This is a genomic window from Flavobacterium sp. UBA2787 (genome assembly GCA_002352205.1).
In the GTDB taxonomy this organism is placed as follows: Bacteria; Bacteroidota; Bacteroidia; order Flavobacteriales; family Flavobacteriaceae; genus Flavobacterium.
Genome location: DEHZ01000013.1, coordinates 153,212 through 171,083, shown reverse-complemented (window position 1 = coordinate 171,083; position 17,872 = coordinate 153,212). Strand labels below are relative to the sequence as shown.

Below are 17,872 nucleotides of genomic sequence, written 5' to 3'. Positions count from 1 at the left end.
TAAAATTATTGGTAAGTAATTATATTAGTTAATGATTTTCTTCGTGGTAATGATTCCGTCTTCAGTTATAACTTTGACTACTAAAACACCATTGCTGATTTGACTAAGAGAAGTAATAAAAGTAGCTGCATTGATATTTTTTAAATCCAACACAATTCTTCCTTGCACATCAAATACTTGAATTCCTGATAAAATGGCAGAACTTGTTTGCACATTCAACATAGCATCTTTTACAAAAACGATGATTTGATTGGTTAAATCAGGAGTAGTTACACTTAACGTAGATTCATAAACAATTTCAAAACGATTAGAGAAAGATCCTATTTCTGAAATAAAATTATACGATGAACTTCTTAAATCATGTTCGATATTCAAAAGATTATCTTTCAAGAAGATAGCTTGAGCTTCGTTTGTAAATAAACCATCTACACCATTTATAGCAATAGTATAAGAACCGGCTGCATTTGTTTTAAAACTTAAAGGCACTACATCTGTGGCTTCAAAAGCAGCACGGTGTTGAACAGCCAATTCTGAGTTGGCTACAAATGAGTTTAAAGCAACAGCACTATCATTAATATAAGCAGCATCAGAATCATCTAAATCATTACTTGCTGTAGCGTTATAACCAATAGCCATTTGACCTACAACTACATCGTTAGCAGTAACATTTAACCAAATTCTTGAATTACCTTCCGATAGAGTTGTATTTTCATTTCTGTAAAAAACACCATTATCGGCTTGACGTTGCGTGTTAGTAAATGATAGACTTCCTGCATTGGTTGCCTCTACAATAAAACCTTGACCAGGTTGGATATTGTTAAAATCATGTGGGCCATCATTAAATGTTCCGCCTGAATAAGCAATATAAGCACTTCCGGCAGCTCCATTTGTTTTTCTCCAGAAATATAAATTTCCGGCTATCACACCATTATTTTCCGAAAGCAAAGTACTAATGCTAATTGGTGATGGATATGGATTTCCAACTAAATTGTATCCGTTACCGGCAGTAGATAAACCGATGTTTAAATCGCCACTATTAGGTAAACCAACAAATTGACCCAACCATGACGTTGGAGAAGTTGGATGATTATCCGGTGTACGAATAAGGTATCCCTGACCTACTGCAAAATCATTCGTATTTGCAATGGTGGTATAAATATCTGTAGCAGTAGTATAGGTATAAAAACGATTCGTCATTGTGAAAGGAGAAAACCCACCTAAATTTTGAGCATCAACCGGAGAAGACCACATAGTATAATCCAAACGCATTAAATCTTGCGAATTTCTAAACACGGTAACATCACCCGAATTGGTATTGGTGGTTCCTTGTTGAATTAAACTACCGTCACTATTAATAACTACTGCAGAAGCACCTAATTGATTAGTTAATGCATTCACAACAGTTACACTTGTCTCAGCACCAATAGTCAACGAACCTCCTGTAGAAACTGTTAGGCTTTTTGCTGTAAATCCGCCTTCTAATGTTGTATCGTAAGCTCCTTCGAGTATTGCATCAATTTCAAAAGTAGGTCCAGTTCCATTTGACCATGTTGTACCGTTCCAAGTACAAGTACCTGATAAAGTAGTAACTTCAATCTCATTACTATTTTCTGATGTAGTAGCACCAAGAATGGCTCTAACTACATAAAAATAAGTTGTTTCCGGATTTAATCCTGTTACTTGATAAGAAGTTACATTGCCAACATTTACATCTTCTAATACATAGGTTGTTGATGAACCGCCTGCAAATGTGTGTGAACCTAAATCGGTAACTGTATTTTGAGCCGAAGTTGTCCAATCTGCACTGTTATAAGTTGTAGTTGGGAAAGAAACATTTGAATTTCTTGTTAAAGTTATATCTATTGCAAAATTTGCACTATCGCCAATTGTTCCAACAACATCTATATTTGTTCCTAAATAACGCAAAGCAATTACATCGTTACCATTAAAAGTCATTACATTAGAAGATGTGCTGACGTCAGAAATACCGCCCCAAACAACAGCAGAGCTATTTCTAATAACGAAAGTTTCTCCATTCACTAAAGAACCTGACAAAGCTAATGCAGCTCCTGGTGATATACTACCATTTGAATAATTCACCAAATCATAATTTGCTAAATCAACAGTAGCCCCTGTACCATTAAATATTTCAATATATTTATTATTAGAACTACCTTCAACATATTCAGAAATAAATAAATCTGTTGCAAAAGAGGTTGTTTGCTCATACACATCAATTTCATAACTTGTAGCATCGGTAACCGCACTCCAATTAGCAGTAAATGATGTTACACCAATAGGATTTGCAGCTGTAGCGACAGGTTCACCTAAAGCATTTACCGTTAACACACCATTGTCGCTATTCCAAACACCGGCAGTTCCACCGTAAACATAAGTACTACTTCCTGTTTTTATAAAACGAGATGCATAATAATATGTTCCCGGTGCTAATCCTGTTCCTAAATTTACTTGGTATTCATCATTATTTCCTGAATCGGTGTTGTAAATTGCTGTTAACCAAGTCCACGTCCCGTCAGGAGTTGAGTCGGTACTTGAGTAACCAATTTCAGCTGTAATTCCGGCACCTGCACCTGCACCAGGAGTAATTCCAGGTTCAAAAACTTGTGCAAAAACGGTTACTGTTTCACCTTCGGTAATGGTAGCCGTCGTTGGAAATTGAATATTTGCAAAATCAACTACATCTGCATTTACATTTAAAGTAACGTTGTTATTATTCCAGTTTCCACCGGCACCACCATACGTATAAACTGTACTGTCATCAATCTCAAATCGTGCAGCGTAATAATAAGTGCCTGGCGATAATGAACCCGGGATATCAGCTTGGTATTCATCATCATTTCCAACTTGCACATTAAATGTAGCCGGAATCCATGTCCATCCCACATTAGCCGGATTATCATTTGTTGAACTATACCCTACCCATCCTTTTAAACGAGGTGAAGAACCGGCTAAATTGGTAATGCCGTCTTCATAAGCTCTAATATAAACTGTAAAACTTGTTCCTTCTGTGATGTTTTGTGTTGTATTTGGAAACTGCACGATGTTAAAGTCCGCAGTTAAAGGTGATAAAGTTGTTCCCGAGTTAGTTGCTCCAAAGGAAGTTTCCACATTTGCACCATTTCTGGCTTTCACTTGAAAAGTATAAGTTGTAGAAACAGTTAATCCTGTTACAGTAGTAGTTGCCCATGTAGCAGCTGTTTGCCAAACGGCAGTTGCTCCTAACGAACCATTAGCTTGCACATATTGACCTCCTGTTTCTTGAATTGCATATTCCGTTGCAGAAGGATTTCCATTTTCAGTAGTTGCATCTATTGCAATGTCTAAGGTTGTGAATTGCGGATTAGATACCGCTAAAATACCCGGCGTTGCCGCTAACGTATAAAAAGTTAAATCATTACCGTAAGTTGGTACGCCACCAACAGTTCCAACGGCTCTATAATGATATAATGTATTTAAAGTTAATGAACTAACATATGCATCGATGTCAGTTGTAGTTGTTCCTGTTACAGGACTAGGTGTTGCTGTAGCCGTCTCTCCATAAGCAACTGTAGTTCCATATTCAAAACTGGCATCTGTTGTTGTGCCATTGGCATTAATTGTTCCTGTTAAGTATGCGTCTACGGTACCTTCTAAACCACTATTTGAAGTTGTAGTTACGGTTGGACCGGCTGGTATTGCTGAGCTAGAAACAGTAATATCGTCTAGTCTAATTCTATCTCTTCCGTTTGCAGTTCCAGATGAAATATAATAAACCCATCTCAAATGAACTATAGATTGATTGTTACAAACACTTGGTAAACTAACTGAAGTAAATGTTTGAGGACCATTAAGCAAAGTAGTGATTGTCGTCAAATATTCTGTTGAAGCTACATCTGTAAAACTTCCAGTTGTTCCAACTCTATATTGCAACCTTAATCCATTAAGTCTATCTGTAGCACCATTTCCACCTGAGGATAATTGTTCAGCTGAAAATGTAACTGATAATGATTCTCTTCCTGTTGAATTTAAAGCTACTAAAATCGCTCCAATATTATTTGTCCCTGAATTTAATAAACTAATTCCATTTGCGATTTCATTTCTAATGGAACCCGTAGCAATTCCAGATGTATTATTAGCTAATACTCTGTCTCCATCTGCATCAGCAGTTAAATTTAAAGTTGTTCTCTCTGAAGGGAATTTATGTCCTTGCATGGAGGTGGGATAAGTTGTAGTTGTACCAGCAGCAAACCCTGTAAATGAATAATTTGATAAACTCAAATTATGTGGACTTGGATTAGTTTGACCGTAACTTGTTAGAGTTATGAAAAACAAACCAAAAATAAAAAAAAGAATTTTGAATAATTTTTCACTTGAAGCAAAAAACATTTGAGTAGAGTTAACCATATAAAAAAATTTAGTTTTTGGAAACTTTAAAAAAAAAATCTTTAAAGCGACGGCAAATATAACTTTAAAAAGTTCTTGCACTTTATCGATTATATGAAATTTTGTGTTACTAAATAGTTATTTTTTTGTATGAAAAATATAAAACAAAAAAAACTCCCTGATTTACGGGAGTTTTTTAATTCTATTGTTGTTTTTAGTAAACTACTTTTTTTGTTAAAATAACACCTTTTTGTGTAATTACTTGTAGTAAAAGTACTTGTGTTTGTGTTGTTCCTAGAGGAATGATTACACTAGTAGAAGAATTGTTTGTTGAAGTAGCCAGTATTCGTCCGCTTAAATCATATACATGAACGGTCGCAATTTCTTCTTGAACAGAACGAATAGTTAAACCATTATTTTCTTTTAAAACGATAACACTATTTGCATTGACTAGAGGTTCATTTACAGATAATGCTTCTTGATACACTAACTCAAAACGTTCAGAAAATGTTCCCGCTTCACTTACAAATTCATAAGGAGATTCGGCAATAGGATGCCAAATTCCCAACGCATTATCTTTGATAAAAATTTCAGAATTGTCTGCAAAAACACCATCCTTTTCATTCAACACAATCGAGAAAGTTCCTGCAGTTGTGGTTTTGAAACCTAAGCTAACAACATCTGTATTTTCAAATGGTAAAGCTCTTGCCTGAATTACAAAAGGCTCTTGGTTTAATTGAGTAAAAAATGCATTTCCACTATCATTGATATAACGCCCATCTAAAGTGGAATCAAAATCATTAGTTGCTTCCGAACGGTAATTGACTAAAACTTGACTGTAAAAACCATTGCTACCAATCGCCGTTAATCGAATGCGGTTGTTTTCAATTTCATCATCGCTTCTCAAAAATTGGTTGTTATTGTCTGCAATTCGCATCGTATTATCAAAATTGATTGATGACGAAGTTGATTTAACAATAAATCCTTGTCCAACTTGAATTACTTCATTAGGAACTAATCCTAACGGGTCACCTGAATTAGAACCTGTTCCCACGCCACCTGCCAAGGTGTACGTTGCATAAGAAGAAGTTGCTGCATTATTAGTTTTTCTCCAAAAATATAAAGCTTCGACCAATGAATTTGTAGTGATAAAATCATCAGCATCGATTGTTGATGGATATGGATTTCCAACAGCATTATACGTATCATTTCCAACAGATATTGATATATCGCCATTGTTAGGAACACCATTAAATACTCCATTCCATACAGTTGCAGTAGCTGTAGGATGATCATCAGGCATACGAATAAGGTAACTAATTCCCTCTTCAAAATTGTTTGTTGAAGGAGCAATAGGACTGTAGGTATTACTTCCTGAATCATACGTATAAAAACGATTAGGTAGCGTGGATGGTGAAAAATCAAGCAAGTTTTGACCTGCTACCGGTGAAGACCATAATGTGTAATCTAACTTGAATAAGCTAGCACTATTACGTAGAACACCGATGTCACCTACGTTGTCATTTGTTGTTCCGTTTTGAATAAGGTTGGCATTGTTTTGAATTGTAACATTTCCACCATTATTAATTAAATCATCACCAACAGTTAAGTTCATTGTCGACGGAACAGTTAATACCGTCCCTGAACTAAGAATTAAATCTTCCGAAAGTGATTTGCTATTATCTAAAGTATAATTTCCTGAATTGATAGTTACAGATGAAGGTCCGTTTACATTTGGCCATTCAGCAGCAGTTGTTTGATTTCCGGTTAAACCATAAACTAATACTCCTGTTGCACCATAAGCAATTGTTCCCGTTCCTGAAATGGTTCCGCTATACGTAAATGTTCCGTTAATTGTTAATGTAGCACCCGAATCTACCGTTAAACTTGCACCGGCAGGAAGTGTCAAATTATTCAACGTTTGGTTTGTTGCAACTCGCAATGTTGCTCCGGAACTAACTGTTACATTATTGGTAGACGGTAAAGTTGCTCCACCGGTTCTGTTTAAACGTAACGTTCCGGCATTAACAGAAGTTAATCCTGTAAATGTATTTTGTCCTGTAAGAATAACAGTTCCAACTCCGTTTTTGTTAACCGTATTTACATTAGCACCGTTATCACTCATTACACCGGTTACTGTGAAAGTTTCACCAGTATTGGACGTTAAATTGATAGGTAAATTAGAAACCACCAAATTGGTAAAAATTCCATCCATATTGGCACCGCTATTTCTAATTTGAATTTGTCTGATGGAACCTCCACCTCCCGCAAAAGGCTCAATATTATTTCTAGTGCCACCGATTATTAGATTAAATTCTTTGTCTGATATCACTTCAATTTCGTAGGTAACTCCTGATTTGAAAGTTGCAAAATTGGGCATATTAGCATACTCTAATCCACTACTCTTTAAATACCTTGCATTTCCATCTCCTCCGCGAAACTCCACTTTCGTTAGAGCGTTATTATTGTAGCGTGAATCTAAATCTGCACCCCCATCAAATAAACTAGTTGTACTTCTAAGTGAGAAACCAATGATTCCATCAGTAACAATTCCAGTTCTTCCGCTAGAATCCTGACCAGCTATTCGCATTACAATTTTTTGTCCAGGATTTAATGTAACTTGAGTTCCTCCAAGTGAACCATCTACAGTAATAAATCTTCCATTAACTTCGCCTTGTGTTATACTTGCACTAGAAAACAAACCAACACCACCAGTTTGAGCAAAACAACCTGCAGCATTTCGCCAAGTATTGGTCCAGTTTCCACATCCATTTATGTAGGTTTGTGCACTTATAGTAAGACTACCGAACAAACACACTAATAGTAATAATTTTTTCATAAATCAGTCATTTTTTTGAATTTGGGTAAAATTTCTTAGTTATAAAATTTGATGTAAATTTAACATTATTTTTATATTATAAGATAATATTACAAACTATAACGTTTTAGTGTTAATAAATTTGAAGAAAAAATATATTTTTTCGTTGAAAATTAACAAAGTAGCACTATTTCATACAGTTTTTTCTTAAAAAATGATTAGTTTAACCCGTTGGGTGTAATTGTTTAATTCAAGATTATTATGAGTATTTTACCACGAATTCTCGAATTTAAAATTAAACAAACACAATAATTTGTTCATCTTTGATGAAAATTCGAATTAAATCGAATAATTATGCTAAAAAAAATTCGTGAATTAGTGGCGAAATTGTTTCAAAATTAATTACATCCAGCAGGTTAGTTTAATTAAATGATTCAACAGAAATAACCCTAAATTTATAATTGTTTTTATACCAATGAAATTACTTTTTAATGGTTTAAAATCAAATGTCGGGTGAATGTCGGGTTAATTTCCAACCAAATAATTGCAACAAAATGAGAAGGGTTGTAGTATTGCCTAAAATTAAATCATCACATCATGAAACAACCGGAATTAGGTAAGATCATCACCAACTTACGAAACGAAAAAGGACTTACACAAGAGGAACTTGTGGATAAATGCAACATCAGTGTGCGAACAATTCAACGCATTGAAGCCGGAGAAGTAACGCCGAGAAGTTTTACGATCAAAACCATATTGGCTGCATTAGATTATAATTTGGAAAACATCAAAACATTGTTTCCCAATGAAGAAAAAAGCAATTGGACTATTTCAAAAAATCAAGTTTTGGCATTGAATTTAGCAATCATTGCCGGCATAATTTACTTTTTTATCGGTTTTGTGGAAGTGTATTTTGACCTTGATATTGAAGATTTTAAAACAGTAGAATCTTCCACACCAATTTACATCACCGTAAAACTTATTTCATTGGTTAGTATGGTGTTTTTATACACCGGATTTGTGGTAAGTGGAACTATTTTTTCAAATTATTTATTGCGAATAAGTGCTGTTGTTGCCATTTTCACTTTCGGAATGGGTTATGTTTTTGATATTTTTACTTGGTATAATCCGCTCGATTCTGAAGAATATTTCTTGGTGGTTTTATCCATCATTTTCGGATGTGCTTATGTGTTGAATGGAATTGGCGTTTTAAGACTGAAATCTCATTTAGATAAAAATTTACCTACGTTAACCGGAATAGTTCTAATTGTAACCGGAGCAACATTAATTCTTGTTTTTCTATTTCTAATTGGTGTTTTCTTATTAATTCCATTAACGATTTTACAGATTATTTTGCTTTATAAAATAAAAGAAGAAATCACAAAATAGTAGTCACAAAAAAAGCCCGGAATTTCCGGGCTTTTTCTTTATAATCGAAGTATTATTTTTGCTTGAATGCTTTTTTACCAGGAAAGTAAGCCACATTTCCTAATTCTTCTTCAATTCGAAGTAATTGATTGTATTTTGCCATACGATCTGAACGAGAAGCTGAACCGGTTTTAATTTGACCACAGTTTAAAGCAACTGCTAAATCAGCAATCGTGTTATCTTCTGTTTCTCCTGAACGGTGCGACATGACAGAGGTGTAACCCGCATTGTGAGCCATATTTACCGCAGCAATTGTTTCAGTTAATGTACCAATTTGGTTTACTTTTACTAAGATTGAATTAGCAATTCCTTTTTGAATTCCGGTGGATAAACGTTGTACATTGGTTACAAATAAGTCATCACCAACTAATTGAACTTTATCTCCGATTAAATCGGTTAAATATTTCCATCCGTCCCAGTCGTTTTCGTCCATTCCGTCTTCGATGGAGATGATTGGGTATTTTGAAGCTAATTCAGCTAAATATTCTGCTTGTTCAGCCGAAGTTCTGATTTTTCCTGTTTCACCTTCAAATTTTTTGTAATCGTAATTTCCGTTTACATAAAATTCAGCAGCGGCACAGTCTAAGGCTATCATAATATCTTCACCAAACGTATAACCTGCATTTTCAACAGCCAATTTGATAGAATCTAACGCATCTTCTGTTCCGCCCGGTAAGTTAGGTGCAAAACCACCTTCATCACCTACTGCTGTTGACAAATGACGATCGTGTAATACTTTTTTCAAGTTATGAAAAATCTCTGTTCCCATTTGCATAGCATGAGTGAAACTGGTTGCTTTTACAGGCATAACCATGAATTCTTGAAATGCAATCGGAGCATCGGAATGCGACCCACCGTTAATGATGTTCATCATTGGAACCGGTAATGTATTCGCAGAAACACCACCCACATAACGATATAAAGGCATTCCCAATTCGTTAGCAGCAGCTTTGGCAACAGCTAATGAAACACCAAGAATAGCATTGGCACCTAAATTTGATTTATTTGGCGTACCATCCAATTCAATCATCGTTTTGTCGATTTGATTTTGCTCAAAAACAGACATTCCAACAATTTCTTCTGCGATGGTTGTGTTTACGTTATCTACCGCTTTCAACACACCTTTACCCATATATGATTTTCCGCCGTCACGTAGCTCTACTGCTTCGTGCTCTCCGGTTGAAGCTCCTGATGGAACGGCTGCTCTTCCTAAAATTCCGTTTTCTGTAATGACATCCACTTCTACAGTTGGATTTCCTCTTGAATCAAGGATTTGTCTTGCATGTACTTTGATAATAATACTCATGATACTGTTTATTTATTATTTTTTTGTTGTTTATATTGAATGATACACAAATTTAACGATTCTAAATTTGGATTTTTATATAAATTGAGAAAGTTATAAACGCAAACGTTTTAGTATAAAAAAAGGCCTGACAATTTATAAAACTGTCAGGCTCAATTGAATTTATGCTTCTTGCAACGTTGCATTTTTTATGTTGGAAATGAAATCATCAAACAAATAAGATGAATCGTGAGGTCCAGGACTTGCTTCAGGATGGTATTGAACCGAGAAGCAATTCTTCGATTTCATTCGCATTCCGGCTACGGTTCCGTCGTTTAGGTGTTCGTGTGTGATTTCTAAATCAGGATGTTTTTCCAGTTCTTCACGAACAACAGCAAATCCGTGATTTTGAGAAGTGATTTCTCCTTTTCCGGTAATTAGATTTTTTACGGGATGATTGATTCCGCGATGTCCGTTAAACATTTTATAGGTTGAAATGCCGTTGGCCAAACCAATGATTTGATGACCAAGACAAATTCCGAATAATGGTTTATTGTCGGCGATGATTTGTTTGGCTACTTCGATTACGCCGGTCAGTGGTTCCGGATCGCCGGGACCGTTGGACAAAAAGTAACCATCAGGATTGAAACTTTGTAAATCGGCATACGATGCGTTGTATGGAAATACTTTGATGTAACAATCTCTCTTGGCTAAGTTGCGAAGGATATTGGTTTTAATACCTAAATCTAAAGCAGAAATTTTATAAGTTGCCTTTTCGTCTCCGAAGAAATAAGGTTCTTTGGTTGAAACGGTAGAGGCTAATTCCAATCCTTTCATATCGGGAACGTTGGCCAATTGATGTTTCAGTTCGTCAATATGCGTTCCGTCAGTACAGATAACAGCGTTTTGTGCACCATTATCGCGAATATAGCTTACTAATGCTCGTGTATCAACGTCAGAAATGGCAATTAGGTTTTGTTTTTCGAAATAATCGTATAAACTTCCGGCTGCATCGGGTCGGGAATAGTTGAAGCTGAAATTCTTGCAAACTAATCCTGAGATTTTGATGGAATCGGATTCTACTTCTTGGTCGTTTACGCCATAATTTCCAATGTGTGCATTGGTGGCCACCATAATTTGACCAAAATAGGACGGATCGGTAAAGATTTCCTGATAGCCTGTCATTCCGGTGTTGAAGCATACTTCGCCGAAGGTTTTTCCGCTGATTCCGATTGATTTTCCGTGAAAAATGGTGCCATCTGCTAGTAACAATATGGCGGGTTGTCGTGTGGTGTAGTTCATTGTTGTGTGTTGTTTTGCAAATTTAGTTTAATTTCTGAATTTGGGAAAGTTTTTTTTCTTAGGTTCTGAGGCACTAAGGTTTTGATGATGGCTTCTTATGGAATTCAATCTTTTTATGGTTTACTTTTTAGCCCCGACCTGCCTGCCGGCAGGCAGGTTGCAGCGATATCCTTTTGTGTAGTTTACGGAACAAAAGATATAGCGGAAAGCGGGAAAATGGTTTCCTGAAAAAGCCCGAGCCACTCGCTTCTGAAAAAATCAAAAAAAAAGGACAAACTCGAAAGTTTATCCTTTATTTTTATTGAATGAATGATTTCATTATTCAGCAGCTTCGGTTGTTGGAGTTGAATCAGCAGCTGGAGCTTCCGGTGCTTTTGCTTCTGGAGCAGCGGCTTCGGTTTTCTTAGCTTTTCCACCACGACGGCTTTTTGCTTTTTTCTCTTCTTTTTTACCTCCGTTGTATAGTTCGTTGAAGTCTACTAGCTCGATCATCGCCATATCAGCGTTATCTCCCAAACGATTTCCTAACTTGATGATACGTGTGTAACCACCTGGACGGTCACCCACTTTTGCTGCTACTTCTCTAAAAAGTTCGGTAACACCATATTTGTTTCTCAAGTAAGCAAATACGATACGTCTGTTGTGCGTAGTATCTTCTTTTGATTTTGTGATCAATGGTTCAACGAATTGTTTCAAAGCTTTTGCTTTGGCAACTGTTGTATTGATTCTTTTGTGCTCAATTAATGAACAAGCCATATTAGCCAACATTGATCTTCTGTGACCTTGTTGTCTGCTTAAATGGTTGATTTTTTTTCCGTGTCTCATGACGTGTTTTTTAAAACTTCATCTTGCATCTATCCGCTTTGGAGAGCAAAATATGAAGAAAATTTATTCTTTATCTAGTTTATATTTTGACAAATCCATTCCGAAATGTAAGTTTTTGATTGCCACAAGCTCATCAAGCTCGGTCAATGATTTCTTACCGAAGTTACGGAATTTCATCAAGTCGTTTTTATTGAATGATACTAAGTCACCTAATGTATCAACTTCTGCCGCTTTCAAACAATTTAATGCTCTTACAGAAAGATCCATATCAACAAGCTTAGTTTTAAGCAATTGTCTCATGTGCAATGATTCCTCATCGTATGATTCTGTTTGTGCAATTTCGTCAGCTTCAAGTGTAATTCTTTCGTCTGAGAACAACATAAAGTGGTGTATTAAAACTTTTGCCGCTTCTGTTAAAGCATCTTTTGGATTGATTGAACCATCGGTTTTGATTTCGAAAACCAATTTTTCATAATCTGTTTTTTGCTCAACACGGAAGTTTTCGATTGCATATTTTACATTTTTGATAGGTGTAAAAATAGAATCAGTGAAAATGGTTCCGATCGCTGCGTTTTGTTTTTTGTTTTCTTCTGCAGGAACGTATCCTCTACCTTTTTCGATAGTTAACTCCATATTGATGTTAACTTTAGAATCTAGGTTACAGATAATTAATTCAGGGTTTAAAACTTGAAAACCTGAAATAAATTTTTGAAAATCACCAGCTGTAATTTGGTCTTTACCGGAAAGTGAGATGGTAACGGTTTCATTGTCAACATCTTCGATTTGACGTTTGAAACGAACTTGTTTTAAGTTCAAAATAATTTCTGTTACATCTTCTACTACACCGGAGATGGTAGAAAACTCGTGATCTACACCTTCAATACGAACAGATGTAATAGCATATCCTTCAAGAGCGGAAAGCAAAACTCTTCTAAGTGCGTTACCAACAGTCAATCCGTAACCAGGTTCTAAAGGTCTGAATTCAAACTTACCTTCAAAATCGGTTGAATCGATCATGATAACTTTATCGGGCTTCTGAAAATTAAATATTGCCATAATTACGACTTCTGTCAATTATTATTTGTTGTATAACTCAACGATTAGTTGTTCTTTGATGTTTTCCGGGATTTGTAAACGTTGTGGAACAGTTACAAATGTACCTTCTTTGGTATCATTGTTCCAAGTAATCCACTCATAAACTTTGCTAGCATTAGCTAACGAATTGTTGATAGCTTCAACTGATTTAGATTTTTCACGAACAGCAACTTTATCGCCTGGTTTTAGGTGGTAAGATGGAACGTTCACGATTTCACCGTTTACAGTGATGTGTCTGTGTCCAACGATTTGACGAGCTGCTCTTCTTGATGGAGCTACACCCATTCTGTAAACCACGTTGTCTAAACGAGCTTCGCAAAGTTGTAAAAGGATTTCACCTGTTACACCTTTAGATGCTGCTGCTTTTTCAAATAAGTTTCTGAATTGTTTTTCAAGAATTCCGTAAGTGTACTTCGCTTTTTGCTTTTCCATTAACTGAACTGCATATTCAGATTTTTTACCTCTTCTCTTAGCTAAACCGTGTTGCCCTGGAGGGTAATTTCTTTTTTCGAAGGCTTTGTCTTCTCCGAATATAGCTTCGCCAAATTTACGAGCTATTTTAGTTTTTGGACCAGTATATCTTGCCATTTTAAATTGTTTTAAGGTAGTGATTATGAATTCAGGTCAAATCCTTCGATAATCGATCTCTACCTTGTGTTATACTTAATAAAAATTATAAAGAACTGAATTGAATCAGTTAATCATTAAACTCTTCTTCTTTTTGGAGGTCTACATCCGTTGTGTGGCATTGGTGTTACGTCAATAATTTCTGTAACTTCGATTCCACCGTTATGGATAGAACGGATAGCAGACTCACGTCCGTTTCCTGGTCCTTTCACATACACTTTCACTTTCTTTAAACCTGCCTCAAGTGCTACTTTTGAACAATCTTCTGCAGCCATTTGAGCAGCATAAGGAGTGTTCTTTTTAGATCCTCTGAAACCCATTTTACCGGCAGAAGACCAAGAAATTACTTCACCTTTTTTGTTGGTAAGTGAAATAATAATGTTGTTAAAAGTTGCATTAATATGAGCTTCACCCGTTGATTCAACGATAACTTTACGTTTTTTTGCTGTTGCTTTAGCCATATTACTTATTATTTAGTTGCTTTTTTCTTGTTAGCAACAGTTTTTCTTTTACCTTTTCTAGTTCTGGAATTGTTTTTAGTTCTTTGTCCTCTTAATGGAAGACCAGATCTGTGACGAATTCCTCTATAACATCCAATGTCCATAAGACGTTTGATGTGTAGTGATACTTCTGAACGCAATTCACCTTCAATTTTGTAATATGATACGGCGTCACGGATTCCTCCGATTTCGTCGTCATTCCAATCTTGAACTTTCTTGTCTTGACTAACTTGAGCTTTTTCTAAAATCTCAATAGCTCTGCTTTTTCCAATACCGAAGATATAGGTTAAAGCAATAACTCCTCTTTTGTTTTTAGGTATATCTACCCCTGCGATTCTTGCCATAATTATCCTTGTCTTTGTTTAAATCTAGGATTCTTTTTGTTAATAACGTACAATCTGCCTTTTCTGCGAACGATAACGCATTCGGCACTTCTTTTCTTTACTGATGCTCTTACTTTCATTGTGAAATAGCTTTAATATCTATAAGTAATTCTTGCTTTTGTCAGGTCGTAAGGGCTCATTTCCAATTTCACTTTATCACCAGGTAATAATTTGATGTAATGCATACGCATTTTACCGGAAATATGAGCAATCACTACGTGACCATTTTCTAATTCTACACGGAACATTGCATTTGATAATGCTTCAATGATTGATCCGTCTTGTTCTATTGCTGATTGTTTTGCCATAAAAATTAAGCTACTGCTTTTCTATTTTTACCTGATTTCATTAAACCATCATAATGTCTATTCAACAAGTATGAATTCACTTGTTGCATAGTATCAATTGCAACTCCAACCATAATTAATAAGGATGTACCTCCAAAAAACATTCCCCAGTTCTGTTGAACACCCATTAAGTTCACTACTATTGCAGGAAACACAGCAATAAGAGCTAAGAAAATAGAGCCTGGTAGTGTTATTAAAGACATCACTTTGTCTAAGAAGTCAGATGTTTCCAAACCTGGTCTAATACCCGGTATAAAACCACCACTTCTTTTTAAATCATCAGCCATTTTGTTTGTAGGTACTGTGATTGCAGTATAGAAGTATGTAAATACAATAATTAATAAAGCAAAAACAATGTTGTACCATAAACCGAACATATCACTGAAAGCTCCTGTAACGGATTGAGCTGTTTCAGAATCAGATAAACCGGCTACTGCTGCGGGGATGAACATAATAGCTTGAGCAAAAATGATTGGCATAACTCCTGAAGCATTAAGCTTTAAAGGAATAAACTGCCTGTTTGCACCCATCATATCTTGTTCAAAATCACCACCTGCAGTTCTTCTGGCGTATTGTACTGGTATCTTTCTAACTGCCATAACCAATAAGACGCTGGCAACGATGATCAATAACCAAAGTATAATTTCGAAAACTAAAAGTACAGGACCACCTTGATCTTTAGTTACGGTTGAAACGAATTCTTGTATAAATGCTTCCGGTAAACGGGCAATAATACCAACCATAATTAATAATGAGATTCCATTTCCGATACCTTTATCAGTAATTTTTTCTCCTAACCACATGGCAAAAATTGTACCTGTAACAAGGATAAGAACCGCTGAGAATAAGAACGAGAAGGAATTAAATCCTAACAAAAATGCATCGCCTGGTAAAGTTCTGTAAAGGTTATAGATATAACCCGGACCCTGTACCAAGGTGATTGCAATTGTTAACCAACGTGTAATTTGATTAATTTTCTTTCTTCCACTCTCACCGTCCTTTTGCAGTTTTTGTAAATATGGAACTGCAATTCCCATTAATTGCACCACAATCGATGCAGAAATGTAAGGCATAATTCCCAAAGCAAAAACGGAAGCTTGAGAGAATGCCCCACCGGTAAACATATTAAGAATTGATCCAATTCCTTGATCTGTTTGAGCAGACAAACCTTCTAATTTAGTGGCGTCTATACCGGGTAAAGTAACCTGTGCTCCAAAACGATAAACTAGAAGTAACCCAAGAGTGATAAGAATTCTATTCTTAAGTTCTTCAATCTTCCATACGTTTGCGAGTGTTTCAAAAAATTTCTTCATACAGTCAGTAAATTATAAAGTTACAGCTTCTCCACCTGCAGCTTCGATAGCGGCTTTGGCAGTTGCTGTAAATTTGTGAGCGGTTACTTTTAATTTCGCTTTTAATTCACCACGACCTAATACTTTTACCAATTCGTTTTTAGTTGCCAAACGGTTGTCGATGATTGTAGCGAAATCTACTGTATCAGTTACTGTTCCGTTATCAACTAAAGCTTGTAAAGTATCAAGGTTAATTCCTTGATAATCTACTCTATTGATATTTTTAAATCCGAACTTAGGCACACGTCTTTGAAGTGGCATTTGACCACCTTCAAAACCAATCTTTTTAGAATAACCAGAACGAGATTTTGCTCCTTTGTGACCACGTGACGCAGTACCACCTTTTCCAGAACCTTCTCCTCTACCTAATCTTTTATTTTGATTGTGCGTTGAACCTTCAGCTGGTTGTAAGTTACTTAAATTCATTTTGAATAGTGTTATTTAGTTTCTTCTACAGAAACTAAGTGTTTAACTTTATTTACCATACCAAGGATAGCAGATGAATTTTCATGCTCTACTACTTGTCCTAATCTTTTAAGACCCAAAGAAACCAATGTTCTCTTTTGTGTTTGAGGACAGTTGATTTGACTTTTTACTTGTTTTACTAAAATCTTTGACATAATTTCCTTGTATATTAACCTTTAAATACTTTCTCTAAAGAAATTCCTCTTTGCTTAGACACTGTATAAGCACTTCTCATTTGAAGTAAAGCATCAAAAGTTGCTTTTACTACGTTGTGAGGGTTTGAAGATCCTTGAGATTTTGATAATACATCGTGAATTCCTACTGATTCAAGTACCGAACGAACAGCACCACCAGCAATAACTCCTGTACCGTGAGATGCAGGCATTAAAAATACACGAGCTCCACCAAATTTTCCTTTTTGTTCGTGAGGAACTGATTGTCCACTTAGAGGAATTTTTACTAAATTTTTCTTAGCATCTTCCACAGCCTTAGCGATTGCTTCTGATACGTCTTTAGATTTTCCTAATCCGTGTCCAACTACTCCGTTTTCATCACCTACAACAACAATAGCAGAAAAACCAAATGCTCTACCACCTTTTGTTACTTTGGTAACACGATTTACACTTACCAAACGATCTTTTAATTCAAGACCACTAGGTTTTACTAACTCTACATTTTTGTATTTGTTATACATAATTTCTTAGAATTTAAGTCCGGCAGCTCTCGCTCCTTCTGCTAATGATTTAATACGACCGTGGTATAAGTATCCTCCTCTATCGAAAGTTACTGTATCTATACCAGCTTTCAATGCTTTTTCAGCAACTAGTTTTCCTACTGCGTTAGCAACTTCAACGTTTGTTCCTTTTGCATCTATTCCTTTATCTCTAGAGGAAGCGGCCAAAATGGTTACTCCGTTTACGTCGTCTACTAATTGTGCGTAGATTTCTTTATTGCTTCTGAATACAGAAAGTCTTGGTTTAGCAGCAGTTCCGCTTACAATCTTTCTAATTCTGAACTTAATTCTCTGTCTTCTATCAGATTTTGTTAATGACATAATCTTAC

At 35.7% G+C, this 17,872-nt stretch carries 17 protein-coding genes; 1 reads left to right on the top strand and 16 read right to left on the bottom strand.

Annotation, left to right across the window (positions count from 1 at the left end; all coding sequences use genetic code 11):
• Positions 1–24 precede the first annotated feature (24 nt).
• Positions 25–4,404 carry a lamin tail domain-containing protein gene (locus B4N66_RS12190; protein ID WP_291095114.1) on the bottom strand — a complete coding sequence of 1,460 codons (4,380 nt, stop codon included), beginning with the start codon at positions 4,402–4,404 and terminating at the stop codon, positions 25–27.
• Between the two features lie 193 nt (positions 4,405–4,597).
• Entirely contained in the window at positions 4,598–7,222 is a 2,625-nt protein-coding gene (locus tag B4N66_RS12185; protein WP_291095112.1) for an autotransporter-associated beta strand repeat-containing protein, read from the bottom strand.
• Between the two features lie 576 nt (positions 7,223–7,798).
• Between B4N66_RS12185 and B4N66_RS12180 the strand changes: the two genes are divergently transcribed.
• Positions 7,799–8,590 carry a helix-turn-helix domain-containing protein gene (locus tag B4N66_RS12180; protein ID WP_291095111.1) on the top strand — a complete coding sequence of 264 codons (792 nt, stop codon included), beginning with the start codon at positions 7,799–7,801 and terminating at the stop codon, positions 8,588–8,590.
• A gap of 52 nt (positions 8,591–8,642) precedes the next feature.
• Here B4N66_RS12180 and eno read toward each other — a convergent pair whose 3' ends face one another.
• The 14 genes from eno to rplR all read right to left on the bottom strand — a co-directional run bounded on the left by eno (position 8,643) and on the right by rplR (position 17,864).
• Positions 8,643–9,935, bottom strand: a complete 1,293-nt coding sequence (gene eno, locus B4N66_RS12175) for a phosphopyruvate hydratase (RefSeq protein WP_291095110.1) — start codon at positions 9,933–9,935, stop codon at positions 8,643–8,645.
• A gap of 162 nt (positions 9,936–10,097) precedes the next feature.
• On the bottom strand, positions 10,098–11,216 hold the full coding sequence (gene carA / locus B4N66_RS12170) for a glutamine-hydrolyzing carbamoyl-phosphate synthase small subunit (protein WP_291095109.1): 1,119 nt from the start codon (positions 11,214–11,216) through the stop codon (positions 10,098–10,100).
• A gap of 318 nt (positions 11,217–11,534) precedes the next feature.
• Positions 11,535–12,041, bottom strand: coding sequence for a 50S ribosomal protein L17 (rplQ, locus tag B4N66_RS12165; protein WP_291095108.1), 507 nt, complete (start codon positions 12,039–12,041; stop codon positions 11,535–11,537).
• 63 nt (positions 12,042–12,104) lie between these two features.
• A complete protein-coding gene (locus tag B4N66_RS12160; RefSeq protein WP_291095123.1) occupies positions 12,105–13,097 on the bottom strand; it encodes a DNA-directed RNA polymerase subunit alpha in 993 nt (330 codons plus the stop codon).
• A gap of 21 nt (positions 13,098–13,118) precedes the next feature.
• Positions 13,119–13,724: a 30S ribosomal protein S4 gene (gene rpsD / locus B4N66_RS12155; RefSeq protein WP_248432898.1), complete on the bottom strand. Its 606-nt coding sequence runs from the start codon at positions 13,722–13,724 to the stop codon at positions 13,119–13,121.
• Between the two features lie 116 nt (positions 13,725–13,840).
• Entirely contained in the window at positions 13,841–14,224 is a 384-nt protein-coding gene (gene rpsK, locus B4N66_RS12150; protein ID WP_112086712.1) for a 30S ribosomal protein S11, read from the bottom strand.
• 8 nt (positions 14,225–14,232) lie between these two features.
• Entirely contained in the window at positions 14,233–14,607 is a 375-nt protein-coding gene (rpsM, locus tag B4N66_RS12145) for a 30S ribosomal protein S13 (RefSeq protein ID WP_188362659.1), read from the bottom strand.
• A 2-nt stretch (positions 14,608–14,609) separates the two neighbouring features.
• A complete protein-coding gene (gene ykgO / locus B4N66_RS12140) occupies positions 14,610–14,726 on the bottom strand; it encodes a type B 50S ribosomal protein L36 (protein ID WP_084139925.1) in 117 nt (38 codons plus the stop codon).
• A gap of 12 nt (positions 14,727–14,738) precedes the next feature.
• Positions 14,739–14,954: a translation initiation factor IF-1 gene (infA, locus tag B4N66_RS12135; RefSeq protein WP_112086714.1), complete on the bottom strand. Its 216-nt coding sequence runs from the start codon at positions 14,952–14,954 to the stop codon at positions 14,739–14,741.
• A 5-nt stretch (positions 14,955–14,959) separates the two neighbouring features.
• A complete protein-coding gene (gene secY / locus B4N66_RS12130) occupies positions 14,960–16,306 on the bottom strand; it encodes a preprotein translocase subunit SecY (RefSeq protein ID WP_291095107.1) in 1,347 nt (448 codons plus the stop codon).
• Positions 16,307–16,318: 12 nt separating this feature from the next.
• The gene (gene rplO, locus B4N66_RS12125) at positions 16,319–16,771 is read right to left on the bottom strand and encodes a 50S ribosomal protein L15 (protein WP_129463104.1); all 453 of its coding nucleotides are present in this window, start codon (positions 16,769–16,771) and stop codon (positions 16,319–16,321) included.
• A gap of 11 nt (positions 16,772–16,782) precedes the next feature.
• Complete coding sequence (rpmD, locus tag B4N66_RS12120; protein WP_291095106.1) at positions 16,783–16,965, bottom strand: 50S ribosomal protein L30; 183 nt, start codon at positions 16,963–16,965, stop codon at positions 16,783–16,785.
• Between the two features lie 14 nt (positions 16,966–16,979).
• A complete protein-coding gene (gene rpsE / locus B4N66_RS12115; protein WP_112086718.1) occupies positions 16,980–17,504 on the bottom strand; it encodes a 30S ribosomal protein S5 in 525 nt (174 codons plus the stop codon).
• A 6-nt stretch (positions 17,505–17,510) separates the two neighbouring features.
• Positions 17,511–17,864, bottom strand: a complete 354-nt coding sequence (rplR, locus tag B4N66_RS12110) for a 50S ribosomal protein L18 (RefSeq protein ID WP_291095105.1) — start codon at positions 17,862–17,864, stop codon at positions 17,511–17,513.
• Between the last annotated feature and the right edge of the window lie 8 nt (positions 17,865–17,872).

What these genes read in the sequence shown, in the direction of transcription:
- carA (WP_291095109.1), bottom strand. Translation starts at nt 11,216, where the DNA reads ATGAACTACACCACACGACAACCCGCCATATTGTTACTAGCAGATGGC.
- rpsK (WP_112086712.1), bottom strand. Translation starts at nt 14,224, where the DNA reads ATGGCTAAAGCAACAGCAAAAAAACGTAAAGTTATCGTTGAATCAACG.
- rpsD (WP_248432898.1), bottom strand. Translation starts at nt 13,724, where the DNA reads ATGGCAAGATATACTGGTCCAAAAACTAAAATAGCTCGTAAATTTGGC.
- eno (WP_291095110.1), bottom strand. Translation starts at nt 9,935, where the DNA reads ATGAGTATTATTATCAAAGTACATGCAAGACAAATCCTTGATTCAAGA.
- rpsM (WP_188362659.1), bottom strand. Translation starts at nt 14,607, where the DNA reads ATGGCAAGAATCGCAGGGGTAGATATACCTAAAAACAAAAGAGGAGTT.
- rpsE (WP_112086718.1), bottom strand. Translation starts at nt 17,504, where the DNA reads ATGTATAACAAATACAAAAATGTAGAGTTAGTAAAACCTAGTGGTCTT.
- B4N66_RS12180 (WP_291095111.1), top strand. Translation starts at nt 7,799, where the DNA reads ATGAAACAACCGGAATTAGGTAAGATCATCACCAACTTACGAAACGAA.
- rplQ (WP_291095108.1), bottom strand. Translation starts at nt 12,041, where the DNA reads ATGAGACACGGAAAAAAAATCAACCATTTAAGCAGACAACAAGGTCAC.
- B4N66_RS12185 (WP_291095112.1), bottom strand. Translation starts at nt 7,222, where the DNA reads ATGAAAAAATTATTACTATTAGTGTGTTTGTTCGGTAGTCTTACTATA.
- ykgO (WP_084139925.1), bottom strand. Translation starts at nt 14,726, where the DNA reads ATGAAAGTAAGAGCATCAGTAAAGAAAAGAAGTGCCGAATGCGTTATC.
- rplO (WP_129463104.1), bottom strand. Translation starts at nt 16,771, where the DNA reads ATGAATTTAAGTAACTTACAACCAGCTGAAGGTTCAACGCACAATCAA.
- B4N66_RS12190 (WP_291095114.1), bottom strand. Translation starts at nt 4,404, where the DNA reads ATGGTTAACTCTACTCAAATGTTTTTTGCTTCAAGTGAAAAATTATTC.
- B4N66_RS12160 (WP_291095123.1), bottom strand. Translation starts at nt 13,097, where the DNA reads ATGGCAATATTTAATTTTCAGAAGCCCGATAAAGTTATCATGATCGAT.
- rplR (WP_291095105.1), bottom strand. Translation starts at nt 17,864, where the DNA reads ATGTCATTAACAAAATCTGATAGAAGACAGAGAATTAAGTTCAGAATT.
- rpmD (WP_291095106.1), bottom strand. Translation starts at nt 16,965, where the DNA reads ATGTCAAAGATTTTAGTAAAACAAGTAAAAAGTCAAATCAACTGTCCT.
- infA (WP_112086714.1), bottom strand. Translation starts at nt 14,954, where the DNA reads ATGGCAAAACAATCAGCAATAGAACAAGACGGATCAATCATTGAAGCA.
- secY (WP_291095107.1), bottom strand. Translation starts at nt 16,306, where the DNA reads ATGAAGAAATTTTTTGAAACACTCGCAAACGTATGGAAGATTGAAGAA.